Annotated in this window: 22 protein-coding genes; 16 read left to right on the forward strand and 6 right to left on the reverse strand. The window is 39.7% G+C overall.

Annotated features, from left to right (window positions below; genetic code table 11):
- Positions 1–5: 5 nt before the first annotated feature.
- A complete protein-coding gene (locus ACXYMX_RS01510; RefSeq protein ID WP_459042444.1) occupies positions 6–281 on the forward strand; it encodes a UPF0223 family protein in 276 nt (91 codons plus the stop codon).
- Between the two features lie 137 nt (positions 282–418).
- On the opposite strand, the gene ACXYMX_RS01515 is transcribed toward ACXYMX_RS01510, so the two are convergent.
- Complete coding sequence (locus ACXYMX_RS01515) at positions 419–1,051, reverse strand: YktB family protein (protein ID WP_459042445.1); 633 nt, start codon at positions 1,049–1,051, stop codon at positions 419–421.
- Between the two features lie 156 nt (positions 1,052–1,207).
- On the opposite strand from ACXYMX_RS01515, the gene ACXYMX_RS01520 reads away from it, so the two are divergent.
- The gene (locus ACXYMX_RS01520) at positions 1,208–1,405 is read left to right on the forward strand and encodes a hypothetical protein (protein ID WP_459042446.1); all 198 of its coding nucleotides are present in this window, start codon (positions 1,208–1,210) and stop codon (positions 1,403–1,405) included.
- Between the two features lie 245 nt (positions 1,406–1,650).
- The gene (locus ACXYMX_RS01525; protein WP_459042447.1) at positions 1,651–2,442 is read left to right on the forward strand and encodes an inositol monophosphatase family protein; all 792 of its coding nucleotides are present in this window, start codon (positions 1,651–1,653) and stop codon (positions 2,440–2,442) included.
- Positions 2,443–2,516: 74 nt separating this feature from the next.
- Here the strand turns inward: ACXYMX_RS01525 and ACXYMX_RS01530 are convergent, their stop codons facing one another.
- The gene (locus ACXYMX_RS01530) at positions 2,517–2,702 is read right to left on the reverse strand and encodes a YlaF family protein (RefSeq protein ID WP_459042448.1); all 186 of its coding nucleotides are present in this window, start codon (positions 2,700–2,702) and stop codon (positions 2,517–2,519) included.
- A 100-nt stretch (positions 2,703–2,802) separates the two neighbouring features.
- Here ACXYMX_RS01530 and typA point away from each other — a divergent pair, with 100 nt between their 5' ends.
- Together typA and ACXYMX_RS01540 are read left to right on the forward strand one after the other, a co-directional pair.
- On the forward strand, positions 2,803–4,641 hold the full coding sequence (gene typA, locus ACXYMX_RS01535; RefSeq protein ID WP_459042449.1) for a translational GTPase TypA: 1,839 nt from the start codon (positions 2,803–2,805) through the stop codon (positions 4,639–4,641).
- Positions 4,642–4,668: 27 nt separating this feature from the next.
- Entirely contained in the window at positions 4,669–5,040 is a 372-nt protein-coding gene (locus ACXYMX_RS01540) for a YlaH-like family protein (RefSeq protein WP_459042450.1), read from the forward strand.
- A gap of 52 nt (positions 5,041–5,092) precedes the next feature.
- On the opposite strand, the gene ACXYMX_RS01545 is transcribed toward ACXYMX_RS01540, so the two are convergent.
- From ACXYMX_RS01545 to ACXYMX_RS01555, 3 genes are all read right to left on the reverse strand, one after another.
- Positions 5,093–5,296 (reverse strand): YlaI family protein, encoded by a 204-nt coding sequence (locus tag ACXYMX_RS01545; RefSeq protein WP_459042451.1) that lies wholly within the window; start codon positions 5,294–5,296, stop codon positions 5,093–5,095.
- Positions 5,297–5,307: 11 nt separating this feature from the next.
- Positions 5,308–5,808 carry a peptidyl-prolyl cis-trans isomerase gene (locus ACXYMX_RS01550; protein ID WP_459042452.1) on the reverse strand — a complete coding sequence of 167 codons (501 nt, stop codon included), beginning with the start codon at positions 5,806–5,808 and terminating at the stop codon, positions 5,308–5,310.
- 213 nt (positions 5,809–6,021) lie between these two features.
- Positions 6,022–6,555, reverse strand: a complete 534-nt coding sequence (locus ACXYMX_RS01555; protein ID WP_459042453.1) for a glycerol-3-phosphate responsive antiterminator — start codon at positions 6,553–6,555, stop codon at positions 6,022–6,024.
- Positions 6,556–6,969: 414 nt separating this feature from the next.
- Here ACXYMX_RS01555 and ACXYMX_RS01560 point away from each other — a divergent pair, with 414 nt between their 5' ends.
- From ACXYMX_RS01560 to pyc, 6 genes are all read left to right on the forward strand, one after another.
- Positions 6,970–8,988, forward strand: a complete 2,019-nt coding sequence (locus ACXYMX_RS01560; protein WP_459042454.1) for an alpha/beta fold hydrolase — start codon at positions 6,970–6,972, stop codon at positions 8,986–8,988.
- A gap of 91 nt (positions 8,989–9,079) precedes the next feature.
- Positions 9,080–10,570 carry a glycerol kinase GlpK gene (gene glpK / locus ACXYMX_RS01565; RefSeq protein WP_459042455.1) on the forward strand — a complete coding sequence of 497 codons (1,491 nt, stop codon included), beginning with the start codon at positions 9,080–9,082 and terminating at the stop codon, positions 10,568–10,570.
- Positions 10,571–11,166: 596 nt separating this feature from the next.
- Positions 11,167–12,831 (forward strand): glycerol-3-phosphate dehydrogenase/oxidase, encoded by a 1,665-nt coding sequence (locus tag ACXYMX_RS01570; RefSeq protein ID WP_459042456.1) that lies wholly within the window; start codon positions 11,167–11,169, stop codon positions 12,829–12,831.
- 365 nt (positions 12,832–13,196) lie between these two features.
- On the forward strand, positions 13,197–13,478 hold the full coding sequence (locus tag ACXYMX_RS01575) for a DUF1507 family protein (RefSeq protein ID WP_459042457.1): 282 nt from the start codon (positions 13,197–13,199) through the stop codon (positions 13,476–13,478).
- A gap of 114 nt (positions 13,479–13,592) precedes the next feature.
- Entirely contained in the window at positions 13,593–14,765 is a 1,173-nt protein-coding gene (locus tag ACXYMX_RS01580; protein ID WP_459042458.1) for an FtsW/RodA/SpoVE family cell cycle protein, read from the forward strand.
- Between the two features lie 18 nt (positions 14,766–14,783).
- On the forward strand, positions 14,784–18,218 hold the full coding sequence (gene pyc / locus ACXYMX_RS01585) for a pyruvate carboxylase (protein WP_459042459.1): 3,435 nt from the start codon (positions 14,784–14,786) through the stop codon (positions 18,216–18,218).
- 124 nt (positions 18,219–18,342) lie between these two features.
- Here the strand turns inward: pyc and ACXYMX_RS01590 are convergent, their stop codons facing one another.
- The gene (locus ACXYMX_RS01590) at positions 18,343–19,254 is read right to left on the reverse strand and encodes a COX15/CtaA family protein (RefSeq protein WP_459042460.1); all 912 of its coding nucleotides are present in this window, start codon (positions 19,252–19,254) and stop codon (positions 18,343–18,345) included.
- A gap of 372 nt (positions 19,255–19,626) precedes the next feature.
- On the opposite strand from ACXYMX_RS01590, the gene cyoE reads away from it, so the two are divergent.
- The 5 genes from cyoE (at position 19,627) to ACXYMX_RS01615 (ending at position 24,602) form a co-directional block, all read left to right on the forward strand.
- Positions 19,627–20,544, forward strand: coding sequence for a heme o synthase (gene cyoE, locus ACXYMX_RS01595; RefSeq protein ID WP_459042461.1), 918 nt, complete (start codon positions 19,627–19,629; stop codon positions 20,542–20,544).
- Positions 20,545–20,647: 103 nt separating this feature from the next.
- Positions 20,648–21,721, forward strand: coding sequence for a cytochrome c oxidase subunit II (gene coxB / locus ACXYMX_RS01600; protein WP_459042462.1), 1,074 nt, complete (start codon positions 20,648–20,650; stop codon positions 21,719–21,721).
- A 31-nt stretch (positions 21,722–21,752) separates the two neighbouring features.
- On the forward strand, positions 21,753–23,627 hold the full coding sequence (locus tag ACXYMX_RS01605) for a cytochrome c oxidase subunit I (protein WP_459042463.1): 1,875 nt from the start codon (positions 21,753–21,755) through the stop codon (positions 23,625–23,627).
- Complete coding sequence (locus tag ACXYMX_RS01610; protein WP_459042464.1) at positions 23,627–24,253, forward strand: cytochrome (ubi)quinol oxidase subunit III; 627 nt, start codon at positions 23,627–23,629, stop codon at positions 24,251–24,253. Before ACXYMX_RS01605 ends, ACXYMX_RS01610 begins: the two co-directional genes overlap by 1 nt.
- A gap of 1 nt (position 24,254) precedes the next feature.
- Complete coding sequence (locus ACXYMX_RS01615; RefSeq protein WP_459042465.1) at positions 24,255–24,602, forward strand: cytochrome C oxidase subunit IV family protein; 348 nt, start codon at positions 24,255–24,257, stop codon at positions 24,600–24,602.
- Positions 24,603–24,929: the final 327 nt, after the last annotated feature.

Below are 24,929 nucleotides of genomic sequence, written 5' to 3' on the forward strand. Positions count from 1 at the left end.
TTCAGTTGGACTATAATTACCCAATACAAGAAAATTGGACGACTGAAGAGCTCGTTACGGTTATGGAGCTTTATAGTGCTGTAGAAAGCGCGTATGAAAATGGTGTGAGTCGCAAAGTATTCATGGGCGCTTACCGTGCGTTTAAGGAAATCGTGCCATCTAAATCAGAGGAAAAGACGTTATTGAAAGAGTTTGAAAAAGGAAGTGGCTATATTGCTTATGAAGTTATTAAAGCCGCAAAGAATATGGAAGACGATGGGATACTTAAAGTGTCAAAATAGATTTATAGAGACGTAAGTAAAAATGATAAAGTTGTCGGTATCAACACACTCAAAAATTAAACCTGCGAGCATCCAAAGTTCTTAAAACTTTGGATGCTCGCAGTTTTTTCACATTTAATCGAGTTTATCTTATAAATTCAATTATTTTTGCCAATAATAATATCATAAATAGTGAGTAAATCGTTTATAGTTTCTTCAGCGAAATCTAAAAATTCATCTTCCGTCATTTTGATTGCTTCTTCTCGCGCCAAGTGACGACCGACTAAGAACTCGGCTTTCTTAACGGTTTGTAGACGGTTTAGAAGCTTTTCAATACCATCGCTTCCGATTGCTTCAATTAGGTCAGCTTGGGGCTTCATGTGGTCTCCAGAAACTTTGTATGTAGAAGATAGAGAAGTAAGGCTGCTGATGTTTCGTTCAAGCCGTTCAGCGATGCCTTTTTTATCTGGATTTTCATAAATGACTGCCAAAATAATGAAAAGATGTGTACCCCACAATCCAATTTGAAAATGCGGTAGTGCTTTATATCCCCGTTTTGCTGGTGCGAAAGCTACCCAGCTATCTTTCGGTGGATTTACAGTTCTACGTGCATGCCTCGCAACATGAGGGAAAAATTCATCGGTACCATGTGCTGAGAGGCGATCCGCAAAATGTCTACCTAAAGTGTGGAATTTAGGTTGAATTAAGGTTTCCAGTCCTTTCATCCGATTTTCGAGGCCGCTAATAGAAAAGACGTCAAAGTCTTCGTGTTTCCATAAACTAGTATGCATTATTACTCCCGCCTTTATTTAATTATACGTTTATCGTAACAGAATTAGGGGAATAATCTTAATAACAGGCTCATGACTAGAATAATCAGTCGGAGTTGCATATTGTAACTATAACTGGGAAAGCTTGAAACCAAAATGTAAAAAGGGGTGTTGGTCATGAAACAAGTCGTTCACATAATTAGAAAAGCGGATGTTGAGAGGGAGTACGTGAAACTTCTTCGTTTGGAATTGGATTATGAATTAGCAACATTACACGACGCGATTGTTCAAGGTGATACGAAACAAAATATGAAAAGTAAAGTCAGGTTAAGGGAGATTCATCGGGAGTTGGATACATTGAATGGTTTTGAATAAGACAAATAAGCAGCAAGTATAGGCACTCGAATACATATTTCCAAACGGAAACTGTGTAATCGGGGGCCTTTTTCGTTATACTTAAGATATACCTACCTTTTATCTTCTTTCGGTGTGTGTTCAAACATCCACTGAAAAGCAAAAGAGACTAGGAAGAAACGTAGCCTTATTCACCGCATGGTAAGGGATGTGGTCAGCTTCCTGCTGAGCTACAGAGGTCATAGATATTGAAAGGAATGAGCCTGATGGACTGGTATGCAATTGATCGTTATGCGAAATCGTTGATAAAAGAAGCGGGTCACAAAATTCGCGTGTCTTTTTTTAGTCAAATACATATCGATACCAAATCAAATGTAAATGATCTTGTGACAAATATTGACCGTGAAATCGAACAGTTTTTCATAAGTCGGATTCGAGAAGATTTCCCGAAACACCAAATTTTCGGTGAGGAAGGTTTCGGAGACAAGGTTACTTCGCTCGATGGGGTGACCTGGATATTAGACCCGATTGACGGGACGATGAATTTTGTCCATCAGAAGCGACATTTTGCCATATCGTTAGGTATATACGTAGATGGAGTGGGGATGCTCGGGTATATATATGATGTGATGAATGATGATTTTTATCATGCAGTAAATGGTGGCGGTGCTTACTATAATGATGAGTTATTGCCCCGATTGGATTCTGTCACTGTAGAAAAGGCTGTAATCGGATTGAATGCGCAGTGGGTAGCGCCGAATCGATATCTCAATAACGCGAAAATAATTGAGCTTGTTTCAAAGTGTAGAGGGACAAGGTCATATGGATCAGCAGCGCTTGAATTAGCTTACGTGTCTACTGGAAGGTTAGATGCGTATATATCTACTCGACTATCACCGTGGGACATTGCGGGAGGATTAGTGATTGCAAAGGAGACAGGATTGGTTGCTTCTAATTTAATGGGCAATCCTCTAACTCTACTTTCTCAAGATACTGTGTTAGTATCGCGTAAGGGATTGCACAATGATATATTAGCCGATTACATTGAATTAACGTAATCAAAAAAGACTATCCGATTGCAACTGGAAATCAGTTTACATTTTCAGGATAGTCTTTATTCAAAAAAATTTAGTTATAGAGTTCCTTCTTCACGCATTTTCTTTTTGGCCTTGAAACCGTAACCCATTACAAGAATAAGGGCCACAATTGCTAATAAAGAGCCAGGTATGCTTCGGTTAGCAACAGAAATACCAATTGTACACATGGCTGCTATTGCGGCAATCGAGAAGAAAACGAATACCCATTTTATATTTTTCAAAAAAATCCCTCCGTATATGTTAAAAAGTTTATTGTATAGCACTGTATTGTGTTATAATAACACAGTTAAGCAACTGAAAAAAGAGTAATGGAGTGAAATCATGACAAAAGAGCGTAACGATTTAAGAAACATAGCTATTATTGCACACGTCGATCACGGAAAAACGACACTGGTTGATCAGTTATTGAAGCAATCAGGTATATTTAGATCTAACGAACAAGTAGATGACCGCGCAATGGATTCCAATGAAATAGAGCGTGAGCGTGGGATTACAATTCTTGCGAAGAATACAGCAATTGAATACAAAGATACAAAAATCAATATTTTAGATACACCAGGTCACGCCGATTTCGGTGGAGAAGTCGAGCGTATTTTGAAAATGGTTGATGGTGTAGTTCTTGTAGTAGACGCTTATGAGGGTTGTATGCCACAAACTCGCTTTGTGTTGAAAAAAGCACTTGAAGAAAACTTGAAGCCAATTGTTGTTGTTAACAAAATTGACCGCGAGTTTGCACGCCCTGAAGAAGTTGTAGATGAAGTTCTTGAATTATTCATCGAGTTAGAAGCGAATGATGAGCAGCTCGAATTCCCAGTTGTATTTGCTTCTGGATTCAACGGTACTGCAAGTCTTTCATCGAACCCTGAAGATCAAGAAGAAACATTACGTGTACTTTATGAAGCAATCCTTGAGAAGATTCCAGCACCGATTGATAATCGTGACGAGCCTCTTCAGTTCCAAGTTTCGCTTTTGGATTATAGTGATTATGTAGGTCGTATTGGAATTGGACGAGTATTCCGCGGATCAATTAAAGTCGGACAGCAAGTTGCGGTTATTAAACGTGATGGGTCTAAGAAGAACTTCCGCATTTCAAAAATGTCAGGTTTCCTAGGGCTAAAACGTGTAGATATTGAAGAAGCATTTGCAGGAGACCTTATTGCAGTATCGGGAATTGAAGGTATCGATGTTAGTGATACAATCTGTCCTGTTGAGCATCCTGAAGTTCTACCAGCTCTTCATATCGACGAACCAACATTACAAATGCAATTCCTTGTTAACAACAGCCCGTTTGCAGGTCGTGAAGGTAAATGGGTTACATCTAGAAAGATTGAAGAAAGACTTAACCAACAGTTGCAGACGGATGTATCCTTACGTGTTGAATCTACAGGAGCAGATTCTTGGATTGTTTCCGGACGTGGAGAATTACATTTATCGATCTTGATCGAGAATATGCGCCGAGAAGGTTTTGAACTTCAAGTATCTAAACCGGAAGTTATTGTACGTGAAATTGACGGGAAAAAATGTGAACCAGTAGAACGTGTTCAGATAGAAGTTCCTGAAGAACATACTGGCGCAGTTATCGAATCAATTGGTACGCGTAAAGGTGAAATGATTGATATGGTTAACAACGGTTCTGGAACTGTTCGTTTACTGTTTCTTGTACCTGCACGTGGATTGATTGGTTATTCAACAGAGTTCCTAACGATGACAAGAGGATACGGGATTATTAACCATACGTTTGATAGTTACCAACCAATGTCTTCTGGACGAGTTGGAGGCCGTGCTGAAGGTGTTCTCGTTTCTATGGAAAATGGTAAAGCTACTCCTTATGGTATTTTACATGTGGAAGATCGCGGAGTTATTTTCATTGAACCAGGCACAGATGTCTATGAAGGTATGATTGTTGGTGAACATAACCGTGATACTGATTTGACAATCAACTTAACGAAAGCGAAGCAGCAATCGAATATTCGTACAGCGAATAAAGATCAGACTGTTTCGATTAAAAAGCCTCGCATTATGACACTTGAGGAAGCACTTGAATATCTTGATGACGATGAATATTGTGAAGTAACACCTTTATCTATTCGTCTACGTAAGAAAATTCTTAGTAAGAGTGAACGCGAGCGAATCACGAAAAAAGCAAAATCTAAGGAATGATAATTGTTTGTGAAAGGACTGTCTTGAATGAGTACCAGTGTTAAGGAAACCGAGTTCGTATTCAATCGCATGTCAGGTATTTCGCGTTTCATTTATGAAATGTTAGGGACACCTACAAGCGGTGGCGCGATGGATTATACAACTGCTGGATACGTACTTTTTGCTCTTGTCTTTCTCATGTCAGCAATCGTTTATAAGCTGGGTTTTGCCAAGAAATTAAAACCTATGCAAAGTTTATTAATCTATCTATTTTTGTTTATAGGTTGCCTCGTACTTACGTTTCTTGCATTTTTTCTTCCAATCGTGGAAGGGCTTATCGTGGCAGCACTTATTTTGATTATTTACCGCGCCCGACGCATGAACGAATATAAAGGTGACAAAAAAGACTCAATCGCATAATTGCGATTGAGTCTTTTCACGATTAAAATATTTGTAAAAAGTTAAAACAATATTAAAAGTTTTTTTCGATTGAATGTGAGCTTCTACGAAATATGAAATTTCCAGTCGCTATACGAGAAACTGTTTTTTCGGAAATGCGATCTTTACATGATGGACACATATACGTATGGATTGGGCGATTTCTCAATTTCTTAGCTAATGGTTCATCATCTGAAAGTTGTCCAATTTCGTCGCATATGACACATTTAACTCGCATAGATATACCTCCTATTCAACATGAATTGCAACGACATTCTTGATCGGATTATGTTCGTTCGAGCCATCCTTGAAAAGAATATGGATTGGCCCTTCTTCTCCAAGAGGTTTTCCATCTTCGCAATATTTCATAATTACATTATCGACATTTGTAATTGGAATCACGTGCTTTTCTCCACTGGTTGTTTCAAAAAATAGTTGTGTAGCATTTTTTTTCGGTTCAGCATTTTTTAAAAAGTGATTTAAATAAATACCATATGTGCCGGTAATCACTTTCTTTTCTTCAAATTGCTTCTCTGTTTCCAATGTAGGAGGGAATGTTGCACCTTCCATTATTTCACGGGACCAATGTTTACCCATGCTTCTTTTGTATTCTTCCATCTCATCTTTTTCAATGTGACCGCCTGTGAAGAAAATATCCAGGTCAATCCGCCGGTCATCAAATATCCAGATACCCGGGTCCATTGTGATTACATGTTGTACATTACCTTTAATTGGAACTACTGTTTGCAATTGCATTTCCTCCTAAATTATCAATTATACCTTTGCGTCCGAAGGCTTTATCTGAATCCAGATAAATAATCGGTTTGAATATAGTATAACGCTTTGCGGCGTGTGGGAAAAGTTTTCGAGTTAAAAAGACTGTGCTAGCTTCTTCTACATAACATTAAGGAATGTGGCTTTAGCTGTGTATACAATAAAAATAATTTGAGACAAACATCGATCTTACCACAGTTCCTTATTAGATGTTGTCACCGCATATGCAGAACTCTTAAAGGCATTCTCGACATCTCGTTGGGTGCGTATTAAGCCACCGGCGATGATGGGTATTCCTGTTTCATCATAGACTTCTTTAATAATAGTCGGTATGACACCGGGAAGGATTTCAATATAATCGGGTTTTATTTTTTTACAAACGTTTAAATTGTGATTGAGTGCATGGCTATCAAGTGCGAAGAGACGCTGAATTCCGATTACATTATGTTTTTTGGCGAACGAGATAACGTTAGCTTTTGTCGATATAATGCCATCAACCTTCACATTGTGAATCAAATACTCAAGACCGTACTCATCTACTTTTAAGCCTCGCACTAAATCTGCATGAATAAGAACTTTTTTCTTATGTTGTTTCGCATATTTGATAGTGCTTTCTAACTGTGACAAGCGGGTCTCTAACAAAATGATCAGTTCATGATCTGTTTTAAGTACATCATCGAAATCTTTCATATTGCGTATTGCCGGTATAATTTTATTGCACATACGACCACCCCTCCTTGTTTCTATTTTTAATTTCACGCGTTGGAATTATAAGATAAATTCATCCTACCATAGGGAACGGGCAAACCGAAGTGGAGAATCACTTTTGAAATAGAGTTTTATAAGATTTAGGATAAGTGAATTGACAACGTTTTCAAAAAACAGTATACTACGTTTAAGTTAATAGTTTGTGAAGAGACTAGGAGACACATCGAATACCTTGGATTCCATTCAAGGTTGTTTGATGCGTCTCCTTTTTTTCGTCCGCTATGACCATATGTGATTTGGAGTGGCTTCGTTATTGGCGCGCTGTTAATCATTAAGTAAGCATTGTAATCATAAATATTTATGAATACAGCGTGTTATTAACGGTTTGCTCTAGAGTACATAAATACAGATAAGAAAAGGGAGGATATTATGAATAAGTTAAAGAAACCGGTAGTGTGGCTTATCATTTCTTTATTGTTGATTTTGATTGGTAGTGTAACCGCTTCACAATTCAATAGCTCTGGTGGAGAAGTGGATGTTTCACGAATTTACTTCGATACACCTAGGGGAGAACTTTCGGGTCTTTTATATAAACCTAAAGATGCACCCAATCAGCCTAAGCCGGCCTTGGTTGCTACACACGGGTATTTGAACTCCGGTGAAATGCAAGATGCACAAGCAATCGAGATGTCTAAAAGAGGGTATGTTGTATTGGCGTTAGATCAATACGACCACGGGCATTCAACTGGAACTATGGAAAAGCCGATTCCCTTTTTCTCATTTTGGCCACAGGCAATCTATGATGCGGTCCAATATATGTACGATCAGAATTTCGTGCTGAAAGATGCGGACGGGAATGGAATTATCGCCGTTTCAGGTCACTCCATGGGTGGTTTTTCATCCACAAATGCAGTTATGTTGGATGAAGTTGACTTCCAGCAATCAGGCGTCAGAAAAATTTACACTTCGCTTACTATGGGTTCAGATTACCAATGGCTGAAACTGTTAGGACATAGTGACGAGGATATTAATAATGCATACGGGCCGAGAATGTCAGGGAAAATTGCTGCGGATTATGATGAGTTCTTTTTTGATTCGGAAGCTGCGGCTTCAGGCAAATCGGTTGTAAAGAAAAACTATGTTGGAACCGAAGAAGGCCAAGGCTTCCTTGGTAATCCTGAAAATCCTGAAGTAGGGAAAGTATATGAAGTGGATGGCGGCAAGCGGGTAATTTACCAGCCGAACGAAACTCATCCATGGAACCACTTCTCAAAGCAAACAACTGCAGATGCAATCAATTTCTATGACATGGCATTTGCTGACTATGGAGACATTGTTGAAGTAGGTAAGGAAGGGCAGTCATGGATGTTCAAAGAATTTGCTTCACTCCTTGCTCTAATTGGATTTTTTATGCTATTCATTCCAGTGATTGTCTTGCTGTCTAAACTACCGTTCTTCAACTCAATCTATACGGTTAAACCGGCAACCCTACCTGAGCCGAAGACAGAAGGATCAAGGTTGACTAGATATTTACTTATCGTATTTGTAGCAATCTATCCAGCCCTTTTCTTTTCAGCCCTTTATGGAGCAGACGTTTCCGGGATGAGATTATTACGTCAAATCAGCATGATTTTCATCGCTGTAGCTGGAGTTATTTACATTTTCTCATGGATCCGAAACTACGGAAAAAATGCGAAGATAGGTTCATTATTGCTATTCGTATTAAGCATTGTTCAATATGTTTTATTAAGAGCACAAGATCGATTCCTGGAAACGACACCGTTTTTCGGTGCGCCGACAGTGAATCCAATTATGTTTTGGGCACTTAATGTTTCAATTGTCATGCTTATCGTTGCAGTTAGCTATCACTATATTTCCAAGAAGTCCGAAGGTGCGACGATTGCAAATTATGGCGTGAAAGCAAACGTTAAGACAATTGTTGCTTCGTTTGTAACGGCTATACTTACAGCTGTCATCGGTTTCGGTATTCTTTTTGTGATAGATGCGATTTTCAAAGTGGACTTCCGTCTTTGGACAGTAGCTGTGAAGACGTTTGAAGTGCAACACTTCCTTGCGCTTTTGAAATATGCACCACTATTCTTCATTTACTATTTCATAGTAGGAATGTCTGTCAATATGAATACGACCGGTGAAAAGTACGCAGGCATAAAAGGTTATGTGATTTCCATCCTTCATTTTGTAGGTGGATTGGTACTTTATCTAATCTATCAGTACGGATTGTTATTCATTACAGGAACGGCGGGTTATCCGGGAGAATCTCTTTCTTCCATTATTGTCATCGGCCTTGTACCAATTTTGGTCATAGCTGCCATCTTTAATCGTTACCTATATAACAAAACAGGTAACATGTATGTGGGAGCCTTTACCAATACAATCGTCATGACAATGATCACAATCGCTAATACAACACTGCACACGATATTCTAATCGTGTTGGAAAGGAGCAACGGACAGAGGGTCCCGCGCTCCTTTTTTACAGCAATATGTAATTTTTTTAACGACAGACGGAGGTATGCAAGTTGGAAAACTATATTTTGTCTCTTGACCAAGGGACGACCAGTTCACGGGCAATACTTTTTAATCAAAAAGGAGAAGCTGTTGAAACGGCGCAGCAGGAATTCGAACAGTTTTTCCAGCAACCGGGATGGGTGGAGCAAGATGCGGATGAAATTTGGAATTCAATCCTATCATGCATTGCTGAAGTTCTTCGCAAAGCTCATGTGAACCCTGGACAGATTTCAGGTATCGGGATTACGAATCAGCGCGAAACAACTGTAGTGTGGGACAAGAGTAGCGGGACTCCGGTTTATAAGGCTATTGTTTGGCAATCAAGACAAACGGAAGAAATTTGCGAACAGTTGCGGGAGCAAGGATACAATGAGTTGGTTGCCGACAAGACAGGGTTGATTTTAGATCCCTATTTTTCCGGGACGAAAGTGAAGTGGATCCTTGATAATGTGGAAGGCGCAAGGACAGAGGCCGTTGCGGGTAACTTGTTATTTGGAACAATTGACACATGGTTAGTTTATAAATTGACCAATGGACGAGCGCATGTCACGGATTACTCGAATGCCTCACGGACAATGCTTTTTAACATTAGGGAGTTGAAGTGGGATGATGAATTGCTCGACATGTTGGATGTTCCTAAAAGCATGCTTCCCGATGTGCGACCTTCATCAGAAATCTACGGATATGCAGAAGAGTATCCATTCGCGGGGAGCCGTATACCGATTGCAAGTGTCATAGGGGATCAACAGGCAGCATTATTTGGTCAGGCGTGTTTTGAAAAAGGAATGGCTAAAACGACATATGGAACAGGAAGTTTCATGTTATTGAATACAGGAGACGAGTGTGTCAAATCAAACCATGGGTTGCTAACGACGATTGCTTGGTCCGTTGGTGGGGAAGTGACCTATGCGCTTGAAGGAAGTACTTTTGTTGCGGGGTCTGCAATCCAATGGTTACGTGATGGGTTACGTATGTTCGATAATGCATCGGATAGTGAAGATTATGCAGTGAAGGTCGATTCCGCGGATGGGGTTTACGTCGTTCCGGCATTTGTCGGTTTAGGAACACCTTATTGGGACAGCGATGCGCGTGGTGCTATATTCGGTTTGACACGCGGCACAACAAAAGAACATTTTGTACGTGCGACACTGGAATCATTGGCTTATCAAACGAGGGATGTACTCGATGTAATGGTCACGGATGCCGGTACTGAACTGAATTCCCTACGTGTCGATGGCGGTGCCGTTGCCAATGATTTTCTGATGCAATTTCAAAGCGATATTTTAGGCGTTACGATCGATCGTCCGACTGTCAATGAAATTACCGCGCTAGGGGCTGCATTCCTCGCAGGACTTGCAGTCGGATTTTGGAAAGATCAAGAAGAAATTGCACACCAATGGAAAGTTGAGCGGACATTTACTCACTCAATGGCTGATGAAGAGCGAGAAAAAATGTATTTAGGATGGAAGCAAGCAGTTGCCGCGACTAGAGTTTTCAAGTAATAGAATATCTTGAAGTTAAAACGTTTTGCTAGAAATGAATAATGTGCTATTCTAAAGACAAGTTAATAAATTGGTAGAGAATTCGAGAGACCACATCACTCCATATTTCCGTATAGGAATTGGAGTCGATTCGTGGTCTCTTTTTTGTTTTTAGCTATGTTAACTAATAATGTTGATAAAATTTATTAGTCACTAGTGCTTGAGTATATCTAACTCGTTGATTTCCGTTTCAGACGTACGCTTTCCGGAGGGCAGGCGGTGGACCAATCCGTCAGCTATGCTGCCGCTGATTGTTACACCTGACCTGCTAACCCTATCGGAGTCGACGTCTTTCACTTCAATCAACTAGGCGTGTACAAAAATCTCATGTGTCACTAACTTTGAATCTAAAAGAACCAGCGAAGAAGCGACAAGTGTGAGCCGAAGTAGGAAGACCGACAGTGAACTTTCTGACGGGCTTCCTACGGGAGGCCATCACCAAGCGACAAGCGATATTGCCACGCTAACAATGAGTGTACAAATACTTTATCAACTATCAACAGAGTTATTTAACAGAGCCTTGTTTTTAAAATAGAAAGAATTGGAGTGGATGAATTATGCAATTTTCAAATGCTGATAGATCGGAACTAAAGACGGAGCTTCAAAGAGAAACATTAGATTTACTTGTTATTGGAGGGGGGATTACAGGTGCGGGTATTGCGCTTGACGCTGTAAGTAGAGGACTGAAAGTCGCTGTAGTCGAAATGCAAGACTTTGCTGCTGGTACTTCAAGCAGATCAACGAAACTGGTTCATGGCGGATTGCGTTATTTGAAGCAAATGGAAGTGAAAATGGTAGCTGAAGTCGGTAAAGAAAGGGAAATCGTCTACCAAAATGGACCACATGTTACGACGCCTGAGTGGATGCTATTACCCTTTTACAAAGGGGGGACGTTCGGACCGTTTACTACGAATATCGCATTGCGTGTCTATGATTTTTTGGCAGGTGTTAAAAAGAGTGAACGAAGAAAAATGTTTCAGTCTGACGTCGCGTTATCGCATGAGCCTTTATTAAAACAAAATGGATTGAAAGGCGCCGGCTACTATGTAGAATATAAGACTGATGATGCACGACTGACGATAGAAGTAATAAAAAAAGCTGTGGAAAAAGGAGCAATAGCTCTGAATTACATGAAAGTTGCAGATTTACTTTACGAAAACGGACGGGCTGTCGGCGTTGAGGTCGAAGATGTCATTGATGGTTCCCGCCTGGAAGTGAAAGCGCTGAAAATTGTCAATGCATCGGGTCCATGGGTTGATACGGTGCGCGAAATGGATCAGTCGAAAAAAGGGAAAACGTTGCTATTGACGAAAGGAACTCATTTAGTATTTGATGAAAAACATTTTCCATTGCAGCAAGCTATCTATTTTGACGGTCCGGATCGTCGGATGATTTTCGCTATTCCAAGGGAAGGCAAAACGTATGTCGGCACTACCGATACGGTTTATAAAGGCGACTTTGCACATCCGGTAGTAACAGTTGAAGATCGGGACTATATCTTGGAAGCAATTCAATTTATGTTCCCGGCTGTACAGCTTGGACCAGAAGAAGTAGAATCCAGCTGGGCAGGTCTACGTCCGTTAATTCACGAAGATGGCAAATCACCTTCCGAAGTTTCCCGCAAGGACGAAATCTTTGTATCAGAATCGGGTCTCATCTCCATTGCAGGCGGTAAATTGACCGGCTATCGTAAAATGGCTGAACACGTGTTGGATTTAGTTGTTAAACAATTGTATAAAGAAGAAGGAAGGCACTATCCTGAAACATCAACTAAGTACCTGCCGATTTCGGGTGGAGATGTCGGTGGCGCCCATGGGTTTGAAATGTTCGCAATTGATAAAGGTAAACAAGGTAAGAGCATAGGGTTGACAGAAGCTACTGCAAAAAGACTTGTCCATCGATACGGATCCAACATCGATACCGTGTTCTCTCTATACGAGAACGGAAAAGAAGTAGCCGCCAAAGAAAATATCGATCCAGTTGTCTATGCTATACTGCGGTATTCTATTGATCACGAACTCGTCTATAAACCTGCCGATTTCTTCGTTAGACGGACTGGGGCATTATATTTTGACATCGATTGGGTGAATACGCATAAACACGCTGTTTATAAAATTATGAAACAGAAGTTTAGTTGGACAGTTGAGCAGGCGGTTGCATATGAAGAAGAGCTTGAAGAATTGATTGTGGATGCGACTAAGTTTCATCAGATGGAAAGCTGATTGTTGTACATTGTGAATCAGTAAAACTTAAGTAAGAGTGCAATAGTTATTAGGAATTCACTTGACTAAGGTTTAAGGTGGATTCCTATTTTTTTGAATTTGAACAACTTTCACATAAAATAACTAGCTTTCTGTTATGTTTGCTCCAGTTTTAATTAAGTTTATATTCCGCTTTCGTACGCACGAACACATTGAAAAGTATTCAAGGTGAATTGTTATACTAAAAACTGAAGTGGTGCTTAAGTAAAAGATTGATTAACTTAAAAGCTTGTCAGCAAAGGGGAAATGCTTGCAATTTCTACTATCAAAAGATACACTTTATTAATATTCATAAGTAGAAATAAATGATTGATGGGGGCGTCCTCATGGATACTGAAATGCAAGAAACATATCAGGAAAAGGCTGTGAAGCAGCTTCAAATTGATGCGAGTAAAATTGCTCAATTGATAAAGGTTCAGATGGATCACTTGACGATGCCACAATGCCCTTTATACGAAGAAGTGTTAGACACTCAGATGTTTGGACTTGCTCGTGAAATCGATTTTGCTGTGAAGTTGGGTCTAATTGAGCGTGTGAAAGGGAATGAAATTCTTTCATCACTTGAGAAGGAAATGACTGTATTGCACGATATATATATGAGAAAATAGGCTAAAAACTCAAACTCATCTCATAGTTTGAGTTTTTTCTTTAACTTTAATATTTCATCAGGATGATTGAAACAAATACATAATTGACACTAAAAATAAAAGAGGTACTTACCTATGCAGACTTATGTGAAACGATTTCTTCGATACTTTGACTTTCCACTGTTTTCAGCATATTTGATATTGACTTTATTTGGTCTAGTAATGATCTATAGCTCAAGTATGGTGTGGGCCGTCAGTCGCTATGGATGGGAACCGGACCATTTTTTAAATAGACAAATACTTAATTTAGCAATTGCTTTTCCGGTATTTTTTATAGCTTCTTTTTTCCCGTATAAAAACTATAAAAGAAAAGGGTTTATGGTGACTACGGTTATCGGAATGCTGGTCCTCCTTTGGAGTGTCCACATACTTGGGTATGGTAAAGATGTGGTTGGCGTAGGTGCACAAAGTTGGATTAAACTAGGTCCTGTGAATCTTCAGCCTTCAGAAGTAGCGAAAATTGCTCTAATTGTATACCTTGCAGGGGTCTTTGCTAATAAATATAAAGCAGGATCGATTGATAGTTTAAATAAATCAATAGCTCCTCCTTTGACAATTTTAACTCTAGTAATCGCATCAGTAATGCTAGAAACAGATATTGGTACTTCATTTATTCTTATTGTGATTGCATTATCCGTAATGGCAGCAAGTGGTATCAAGAAACGAACTTTTTTGAAGTTGGGCGGTATTATTGCGACAGGACTTTCATTAGTGGCTTTCGTAGTCTATTTAAATTGGGAAACTGTTATGACGCCTGGTCGCTTAGGGCGTCTCACGGCATTTTTGAATCCTTTTGATTATCCGTTAACTTCAGGCTTCCAAATAATAAATGGGTATATTGCAATTGGTTCCGGAGGTATTTCCGGTCGCGGTTTAGGGAATTCAATTCAAAAGTTAGGATATTTGCCTGAACCACAGACAGATGTTATTATGGCAGTTATCTCAGAAGAGGTAGGTATTCTGGGCTCTATTATTGTCATTGGTGGCCTTGGATTTATTGTTCTACGATCGCTATCGATTGCACTAAAGGCTAAAGATCCTCACGCTAGAATGCTTGCAGCAGGAATAGGCAGTATGATTGGCATACAAACATTTGTCAATATAGGTGGTTTAACTGGTTTAATACCACTTACAGGTGTTCCGTTGCCGTTTATTAGTTATGGCGGAACTTCGGTAATTCTGCTATCGTTAGCACTAGGAATATTGATGAACGTTTCGATGTTTGTCAAATTTGAAACTAAGAGATAGAAAGGGAAGTGTTGTATTTTGGAGAAAATCAATAAAATCCTTGTTGCGAACCGCGGAGAAATAGCTATCCGTATTTTTCGTGCATGTACGGAACTAAGTATTCCTACGGTTGGAATCTATTCAGCTGAAGATAGTGGGTCGTTTCATCGCTATAAAGCGGACGAATCCTATTTGGTTGGAGAAGGTAAAAAGCCAATCGATGCCTATTTGGATATAGAAGGAATCATCGCAATCGCAAAAAAAGCTGGAGCAAATGCAGTTCATCCAGGGTATGGTTTTCTCGCTGAAAATGCAGAGTTTGCCCGCCGTCTTGAACAAGAAGGAATCATTTTTATAGGTCCAAGTTCCAAGCATCTTGATATGTTTGGGGATAAAGTAAAAGCCAGAGGACAAGCAATTGCAGCTGGAATCCCAGTTATCCCTGGTAGCGATGGTCCTGTTTCTACGGTCGAAGAAGTCGCAATCTTCGGTAAAGAAAATGGCTATCCGATTATTGTCAAAGCCTCACTCGGTGGCGGTGGACGTGGCATGCGCATAATAAATTCAGAGGATGAAGTTGAACAAGCCTTTGAACGTGCAAAATCAGAAGCCAAGTCAGCATTTGGATCCGAAGAAATGTACGTTGAAAAATTCGTTGATAAACCAAAACACATTGAAGTCCAGATACTTGGAGATACACATGGAAATGTGGTTCATCTCTATGAACGTGATTGTTCAATTCAGCGTCGTCATCAAAAAGTGGTGGAAATCGCACCATCAATTTCACTTGGCAAGACGCTTAGTAAAGAAATTTGTGAAGCAGCTGTGAAATTGATGAAAAATATTGACTACATCAATGCAGGTACTGTTGAATTTTTAGTTTCAAATGGAGAATTTTATTTTATTGAAGTAAATCCACGTATTCAGGTGGAACATACAATTACAGAAATGATTACAGGAATTGATATTGTACATACGCAGATTCACATCGCGGATGGAAAAAATATTCATGAAGGCGAAGCCGGATTGCCTGCACAAGATGAAATCCCATTGTTCGGGTATGCAATTCAATCTCGTGTGACGACTGAAGACCCTTTAAACGACTTCATGCCGGATACAGGTAAGTTAATGGTCTATCGTTCAGGAGGCGGTTTTGGTGTTCGTCTGGACGCTGGAAACGGTTTTCAGGGCGCGGTCATTACACCGCACTATGATTCACTGCTTGTTAAAGTATCGACATGGGGTATGACTTTCCGTGAAGCTGCGTCCAAAATGAATCGAAATTTACAGGAATTTAGAATTCGTGGAATTAAGACAAACATCCCTTTTCTAGAAAACGTAGTGAAGCACGAAAATTTCTTAACTGGAGATTACAATACAAGTTTCATTGATTCAACGCCTGAATTATTCGATTTCCCAGTTCGCTTAGATCGAGGAACTAAAATTTTGCAATACATTGGAAACGTTACGATTAATGGATTCCCTGGAATTGAAACGAAATCTAAACCAGTTTTCCATCCAGTTCGAAAACCTACTATTGACTTACTGACTCCACCTGCAAGTGGTACAAAGCAAATACTAGATGAACGCGGTGCAGACGGCTTAGTTCAATGGATTAAAGAACAAGACGAGGTCCTACTAACGGATACCACGTTCAGGGATGCCCATCAATCACTTCTTGCAACGCGCTTGCGTACTGCAGATATTAGTGCAATTGCATCAGAATCTGCCAGATTGATGCCAGACTTATTTTCCTTTGAAATGTGGGGAGGAGCAACGTTCGACGTATCCTACCGCTTCCTTAAGGAAAGTCCTTGGGAACGTTTAATTAAACTTCGTGAGCAAATACCTAACGTTCTGTTCCAAATGTTGTTCCGTGGAGCGAATGCAGTAGGATATACAAATTATCCCGACAATGTTATTCGAGAATTCGTTAAAGAATCTGCAAGTGCCGGTATAGATGTATTCCGAATCTTTGACAGTTTAAATTGGATCAAAGGTATGGAAGTTGCGATTGACGCAACTCGTGAGGTTGGAAAGGTAGCAGAAGCATCGATCTGTTATACAGGGGATATCTTAAATGATAAAAGGGACAAGTATACAGTAGCCTATTATAAAGAAATGGCGAAAGAACTTGAATCCGCTGGCGCGCATATCCTTGCAATCAAAGATATGGCAGGCCTTCTTAAACCAGAAGCAGCTTACCGACTCATATCGGAATTAAAAGATACCGTCGAGTTGCCGATACACCTCCATATGCACGACACAAGTGGAAACGGGATCTACTCGTATGCCAAAGCCATTGAGGCGGGTGTAGACATCGTTGACACGGCGCTAGGGGCTATGTCAGGCCTTACGTCTCAACCTTCTGCAAGTTCTTTGCATTACGCATTAAAGGGCGGTAAAAGGGATGTACGTGGAAATGTGGAGTCATTAGAAAAGCTTTCTTACTATTGGGAAGATGTACGCAAGTATTATCAGCCTTTTGAGAGTGGAATGGTTAGTCCTCACTCAGAAATTTATGTACATGAAATGCCTGGCGGTCAGTATTCTAACTTGCAACAGCAAGCGAAATCTGTCGGTCTTGGTGAACGTTGGGATGATGTGAAAGGTATGTATTCCCGAGTTAATCTTTTGTTTGGTGATGTTGTGAAAGTAACTCCATCTTCAAAAGTTGTCGGAGATATGGCCTTGTTTATGGTCCAAAACGAATTGGACGAGCGCACTATTTTAGAGCGTGGAAAGTCTATCGATTTCCCTGAATCAGTTATTGAATTTTTCGAAGGACATATTGGTCAGCCATATGGCGGATTCCCGAAAGAGCTTCAGGAAGTTATTTTAAAAGGACGACAAGCGATAACAGTTCGCCCAGGTGAATTGTTAGAAGATGTAGACTTTAATGCGCTAAAAACACTTGTAGGCAAAAAGCTAGAGCGTCCTTGTACAAATCAAGAAGCTTTATCGTATGCACTTTATCCAAAAGTATTTGAGGAATTCTCTGTAATTAACAAGGAGTTCGGAGATGTTTCAGTTATTAGCACTCCAGAGTTTTTATACGGAATGCGCCTAGGCGAGGAAATTGAGGTTGAAATTGAAAAAGGAAAAACGCTTATTATTAAGCTAGTTTCAATTGGAGAACCGCAGCCAGATGCAACTCGAGTCATTTACTTCGAGATGAATGGTCAACCGCGTGAAGTGATTATTGATGATTTGAACGTTGAATCAGATACAGTGAAAAATGTTAAAGCGGATCCTTCAAACGCTTCTCATATCGCAGCAACGATGCCAGGAACGGTATTGAAAGTAGCGGTTTCGAAAGGTGCAAAGTTGAGAAGAGGCGAGCATTTGTTTATTACTGAGGCTATGAAGATGGAAACTACAATACAGGCTCCATTTGACGGTATCGTAAAAGAAATTTACGTATCGGCAGGAGATTCTATTTCAACAGGAGATCTACTTCTTGAAATCGAGTAATCCCAATTAAAAAGACACTCAAGTTCAGCTATTCTAGCGAATTTGAGTGTCTTTTGATTTAGAAGTCTTAATTTGGGCGAAAATAGAAAATAGCTATCCTTGTTATAGGATAGCTAAGGCGTTATTATTCGAGTTTATTACTCCGAGAAACAAGTAAAATCATATAAGTCAATAAACCGAATAGTAATGATATTAGTAGTGAATGAAGCAAGGCGATATAAAGATTTAGACTGGTAAGTATAACTGTCATTCCAGACAGAACTTGTCCAGTTACAAGGGTGAGAGCGATAATCCAACCCCAATAAATCACCTTTTGGTTTTTATAATGTCTGATAGCGTGAATCGTAATGATTAGAATCCAAATAAAGATTAGTCCAGCAGCAGCTCGGTGGCCCATTTGAACCCATTCAAACATATTTGTTGGAAGTTCAAAAGCGCTATTTCTACATAGTGGCCAATCAGAACAAACGAGACTTGAGTCCGTATGTCGGACGAGTGCACCAGTGTACACCACAATGTAGGAGTAAATGAAGACTCCAATTGTATGTCGTTTTAAAGTCTTACCGATTTTGATTTTATCGGCATCGAATTTCTGATCGACTTCAAAGATAAGAAGGGTGAGTAACAATACCGAGGCGAAAGAAATAAGGGAAATCCCGAAATGCAATGCGAGAATAAAATCGCCTTGCCCCCATAAAACTTGTGCTGCTCCAATTAAGGCTTGTAGAACAAGAAAGAATACAGCCATAACTGCCAAAAACTTTGTTTCTCGAATATGTCCAATTGCTTTCCATGACCAAGCAGCGAGTACTAGTATGAAAATACCAACCGCACCTGTTACAAGGCGATGTGAAAACTCGATTAAGACTTCTGCAGTGATTTCACTAGGGATTAGTTGGCCGTTACAACCTGGCCAGTGACGTCCACATCCCATACCGCTGTCGGTCTTAGTTACTAGCGCTCCTCCAAGTAAAATGAGGAGCATGCCAATCGTAGAAGCTAGAGCAAACCATTTTAAATACTTATTGTATTTCAACCTGACACCTACTTTATTTATAATGACTAGAACATACATCTGAATGGTAATAATCAGATTTGAAATGAATCCTTTAACTTAACTTGAAAAGGTACCTACTTTTCCGATGATAACTAATTCTAAGAAATAATACAACGACTTGCTGTTCTAAATAGATGAAGATGTTGTCATTTCACAAATTGTTCATAAAAAAGACCTATTAACTTCACAAATGAAAGTGAGAAATGATTTACTATTAAGAGGATGCCACAAAAATATGTCGGGGTTTCGAGTAATTTCGAGTTAATTTTGCTTAAGTATAGAAATTATGCCGGAATTTCGATATAGTGGAGTATAGCAGTATATACATAACACTTTGAAGGGAGGGGTAACTTGTCAAACGGTCGTGTAATCGTTGCACCTGTCGAAACGAAAGGTGAGACGCAATCACTAATCAAGGATTTTTTAGCACTAATTAAGATCGGTATTGTTAATTCGAACATGATTACAACATTCACGGGATTATTTTTGGCGATCCAGTTAAGTGGTGGGCATTTTCTGAACAACTTAGACATTCTCTTTTATGCTCTAGGAGGATCTGGACTTATCATTGCGGGTTCTGCTGCACTAAATAATTTAATTGACCGTGATATTGATCCTGTCATGACTCGAACAAAAACAAGACCTACTGTAACAGGGCGATTTAAAGCACCGGCGGTATTGGCATTGGCGCTCACTTTCATCGTTATAGGAGAACTGTTATTGCTATCTGCGTCGCTCGCGGCTGCACTGTGGGGACTTGCAGGTGTATTCAGCTATGTAGTACTCTATTCTATGTGGTCAAAACGTAGACACGTCAGTAATACGATTGTAGGAAGTATTTCTGGAGCGATTCCACCATTAATTGGTTATGCCGCATTTGAACCTACATTAGGTGCAGGCGCATGGGCATTGTTTCTTATTATGTTCATTTGGCAACCGCCACACTTTTACGCTCTCGCGATGCGCCGTACTGAAGAGTACCGTGCAGCGAATATACCTATGTTGCCTGTCGTTAAAGGCTTTGCTAGAACTAAAAAGTCGATGTTGGTTTGGGTTTTGTTTTTATTCCCGTTACCTTTTCTACTTTTAGAACTCGGGACTTTCTTTCTCATATTAGCTACTATGTTAAATGTGGGATGGCTTTACTTAGCTGTGAGAGGTTTCAGAGTGAAAGATGATTTGAAGTGGGCAACGTCAATGTTTGTATATTCACTCAATTATATGACGATCCTATTTGTTTCAATTATTATCTTTTCATTATTTATTTAAGCTTCGGAATTCTTTCTTTGAACAGGAATTCATATAGAGGGGTCGAAAATGTCCTCATTCACAAGAAAATATATTTTTTTAGAAAGAGAGGTATGATTAAACAATGATGAAAGGACTCAAAAAATGGCGTCTCTTTTCTTTATTGACAGTGTTAACTGTTTTTCTTGCAGGTTGTGGACAGGAAGAGTTGTCCACGTTACTACCAGCCGGGCAAGTAGGTAAGGACCAATTTAAATTGCTACTATTATCTTCAGCAATCATGGTATTTATAATGTTAGCTGTTGCGATCATCTACGTAATCGCCTTAGTGCGCTTCCGACGTTCGAAAGTGGGCGAAGATCATATTCCTGAGCAAGTTGTAGGAAATCATACACTAGAGCTTGTATGGACAGTTATTCCAATTCTACTCGTTTTGATCCTTGCTATACCAACAGTTTATTATACATATAAACTGGGTAACGTTTCAGCAATGAATGATGTAGATGTTGACGGAAACGCGGAGAACTTAGTTGTTGACGTTACTGCGAAACTATATTGGTGGGAGTTTGAATACCCTGAATATGGAATTGTTACAGCGCAAGAACTAGTCGTTCCGACGGGCGAAAAAGTTTATTTCAACCTAATGGCTGCAGACGTTAAGCATTCATTTTGGATACCAGCAGTTGGAGGTAAACTTGATAACAACGTTGAAAACGTCAATAAATTTTATTTGACTTTTGACAAAGAATCAAAGGATTTGAAGGATGGCGTATTCTACGGTAAATGTGCCGAGCTTTGTGGTCCATCACATGCACTTATGGACTTCAAAGTAAAAACAATTCCACGTGGCGAATTTGACACTTGGGTAACAGCAATGCAAGAGACAGATGAGCGTGTTGTAGATTCATCGTTAACTGAAGGCGAGACTGTATTTAATGATAGCTGTATTGCTTGTCATGCGACGTCTGCTGTAGGTACGACAGGTGAAAAAGCGGGTCCAAACTTAGCTTCTTTTGGTGACCGAAATCGTGTAGCTGGATTTATGGATCATACAGAAGAGAAATTAGAAGAGTGGATTCGAGATACACAATACTACAAACCAGCGAACTTAATGCCATCATTTAGCAAGGAACAAATCTCAGATGCTGAGATGGATGAACTAGTTAAATACCTGATGGGATTATCTGTTGAAAAATAAGTAAATGTGAAATTGAAGAGGAGGTAACATAGTGAGTTCAGTTGCTCAAAAAAGAAGTTTTGGCGCAGCGCTTTGGGATTGGATGACGACAGTCGACCATAAGAAGATTGGAATTCTTTATCTCCTAGGTGGAGGGTTCTTCTTCATCCTCGGTGGAATCGAAGCAATGCTTATACGTATACAGCTTCTCCATCCGAATAGTGATCTGATCGCTGCTGGCGTTTTTAACGAAATTATTACAATGCATGGAACAACCATGATATTCTTAGCGGCTATGCCGATATTAATTGGATTTATGAACGTTGTTATGCCGCTCCAAATTGGAGCACGTGACGTTGCGTTCCCGTTCCTTAACTCATTAGGATTTTGGATGTTCTTCTTCGGAGGACTTTTCCTAAACGTATCTTGGTTATTTGGTCAAGTTCCTGATGCAGGTTGGACTTCATATGCATCACTTTCTATTGCATCTGAAGGACATGGTGTAGATTTCTATGCTATCGGACTTCAAATTGCCGGTGGAGGAACACTTATTGGGGGGATTAACTTCCTCGTAACAATTATTAACATGAGAGCACCAGGAATGACTTATATGCGTATGCCGTTATTTACATGGACTACGTTTGTCGCATCAGCGATGATTTTATTCGCATTCCCTCCACTTACTGTTGGATTGTTCTTTTTAACGTTTGATCGAATGTTCGGGGGGAATTTCTTCGACCATACGATGGGTGGAAACACGATCATTTGGGAGCATATTTTCTGGATTTTCGGTCACCCTGAGGTTTACATTCTGATCTTACCTGCGTTCGGGATATTCTCGGAAATATTTGCGATATTCTCACGCAAACGTTTGTTTAGTTATTCAGCAATGGTGTTTTCTACCGTACTCATTGGATTCTTAGGGTTCATGGTTTGGGCTCACCATATGTTCACAGTTGGTCTTGGACCGACAGCAAACGCAATATTCTCTGTTGCAACAATGGCAATTGGTATACCTACAGGGGTTAAGATCTTTAACTGGCTTCTCACCATGTGGGGAGGAAGTATCAAAGTTACAACTCCAATGCTTTACGCGTTAGGTTTCATCCCAACGTTTGTAATGGGTGGAGTAACAGGAATCATGCTTGGTACAGCACCTTTAGATTATCAATTGCATGATACGTACTTTGTTATTGCTCACTTCCACTACGTAATCGTTGGTGGTACTGTATTCGGTATTTTTGCAGGTGTTCACTTATATTGGCCGAAAATGTTCGGTACTATGTTGAATGAAATGCTTGGTAAAGTTACATTTTGGTTGTTCTTCATCGGTTTCCATTTAACATTCTTAATTCAACACTGGTTAGGATTCTGGGGAATGCCACGTCGTGTATTCACATACATGGATGGACAAGGATGGAACGCAGGAAACTATATCAGTAGTGTCGGGGCATTGTTCATGGCACTAGGTGTTATTGTTCTTGTATACAACATTATCGTTACATCGGTTAAAAATGTTAAAGTGGGTAATGATCCATGGGGTGACGGACGTACGCTTGAGTGGGCAATTGAATCACCACCACTTTATTACAACTTTGCACAGACACCACTTGTTCGCGGACTTGACACGTTTTGGATTGAAAAAATGGAAGGTAATAAATCCGGATTAACACCGGCTGAACCTGTACAAGATATTCATATGCCTAACGGTTCAATTATTCCATTACTAATGAGCTTAGGTATGTTTATAGCTGGATTCGGTGCAATGTTCCATAGTGAAACAGCTTGGGGATTACCAGTTCTTATCTTGGGAATTCTGTGGGTGTTTGTAGCAATGGGTGTGCGTTCAGTACAAGATGACTTAGGTTATTATGTTACAAAAGAAGAAATTCTTAGAGATATGAAGCGTAAAGGGGGACAAAACTAATGGATTTGAATAAAAAATTCACCCCTGAGACGTGGCCAGATCATCCTGAGAAAGCAACACTTGAAGCGAAGAATAAATTTGTTGGTTTCTGGCTTTTCCTAGGCGGAGAGACAATCTTATTCGCAACTTTATTTGCAACATACCTTGCACTTAAAAACAAAGGTCCAAGCGACTTGGCTTTTTCAACGCAAGATTTATATGAACTGCCACTTGTATTTGCAATGACGATGTTACTTCTTACTTCATCATTAACAAGTGTGTATGCGATGTATCATATGAAAAATTATGATTTTAAGAAAATGCAATTATGGCTTGCAATCACTGCATTTTTAGGCCTTGGATTCTTGATGCTCGAAGTTTATGAGTTTAATCACTATGTAGGATTAGGATTTACGTTTGATAACAGTGCATTCAGTACCGCTTTCTATACGCTTGTTGGAACACATGGTTTCCACGTAGCTATTGGACTTGTTTGGATTACGTTACTTATTTTCCGTAACGCTAAACGCGGATTGAATCTATATAATGCGACTAAGTATTATACATTTTCACTATACTGGCACTTTATTGATGTAGTCTGGGTATTTATCTTCACTGTAGTCTATTTGATGGGAGTGGTAGGTTAATATGGCGGACATCCAAGTTTATGAAAAGTCACCAGCTGAGTTTAAACTAGGCCAACGTAGAGCTAAAAAATCAATGCAACATCAGATTATGATGTTTTCATTAATGATTTTTATGACAATCATGTCATTTACAATGGTCATTGCAAACAATCAAGAAGTGTTAGGTTTCTCGAAGTATTTCGTTATACCTACATTAATGTTGTTTGCAGCGGTTCAAGTTGGATTGCAACTGTATTATTTTATGCATATGCAAGAAAAAGGACACGGTACACCGGCAATGTTCATGTACACTGGAGCAGTGTTTGGTTTCGCTGTAGTTCTAACTTTCGTAACAATTGTATGGTGGTAATAAAGTAAGGAAACGTAAAGCCTGTGGAGATATTATTTCCACAGGCTTTTTCCATTTTACTTTTAGCTTCCTTGGCGATTACGCTCGTGCCCACAGGAAGTGGGTCATGCAGTGGAGGAGGATTGGGGTTTATCCTCCTTTGTTACGACAGGATGAATAGGGCTACGGTTTTTCGTAGTCCCGCTTCTGTGGGATTAGACTGCGTCCCTTAACTTGTCTAGTCTTCTGCGCCTAGCTCACTGTGGAAAAGATGAAAATCTCAAAAGTCAAAGAACGACTTGTGAGATTTTCCCTATTTCCTTCGTTAGCTACCCAGGCGCATACGCT

Source organism: Sporosarcina sp. CAU 1771 (genome assembly GCF_054482775.1).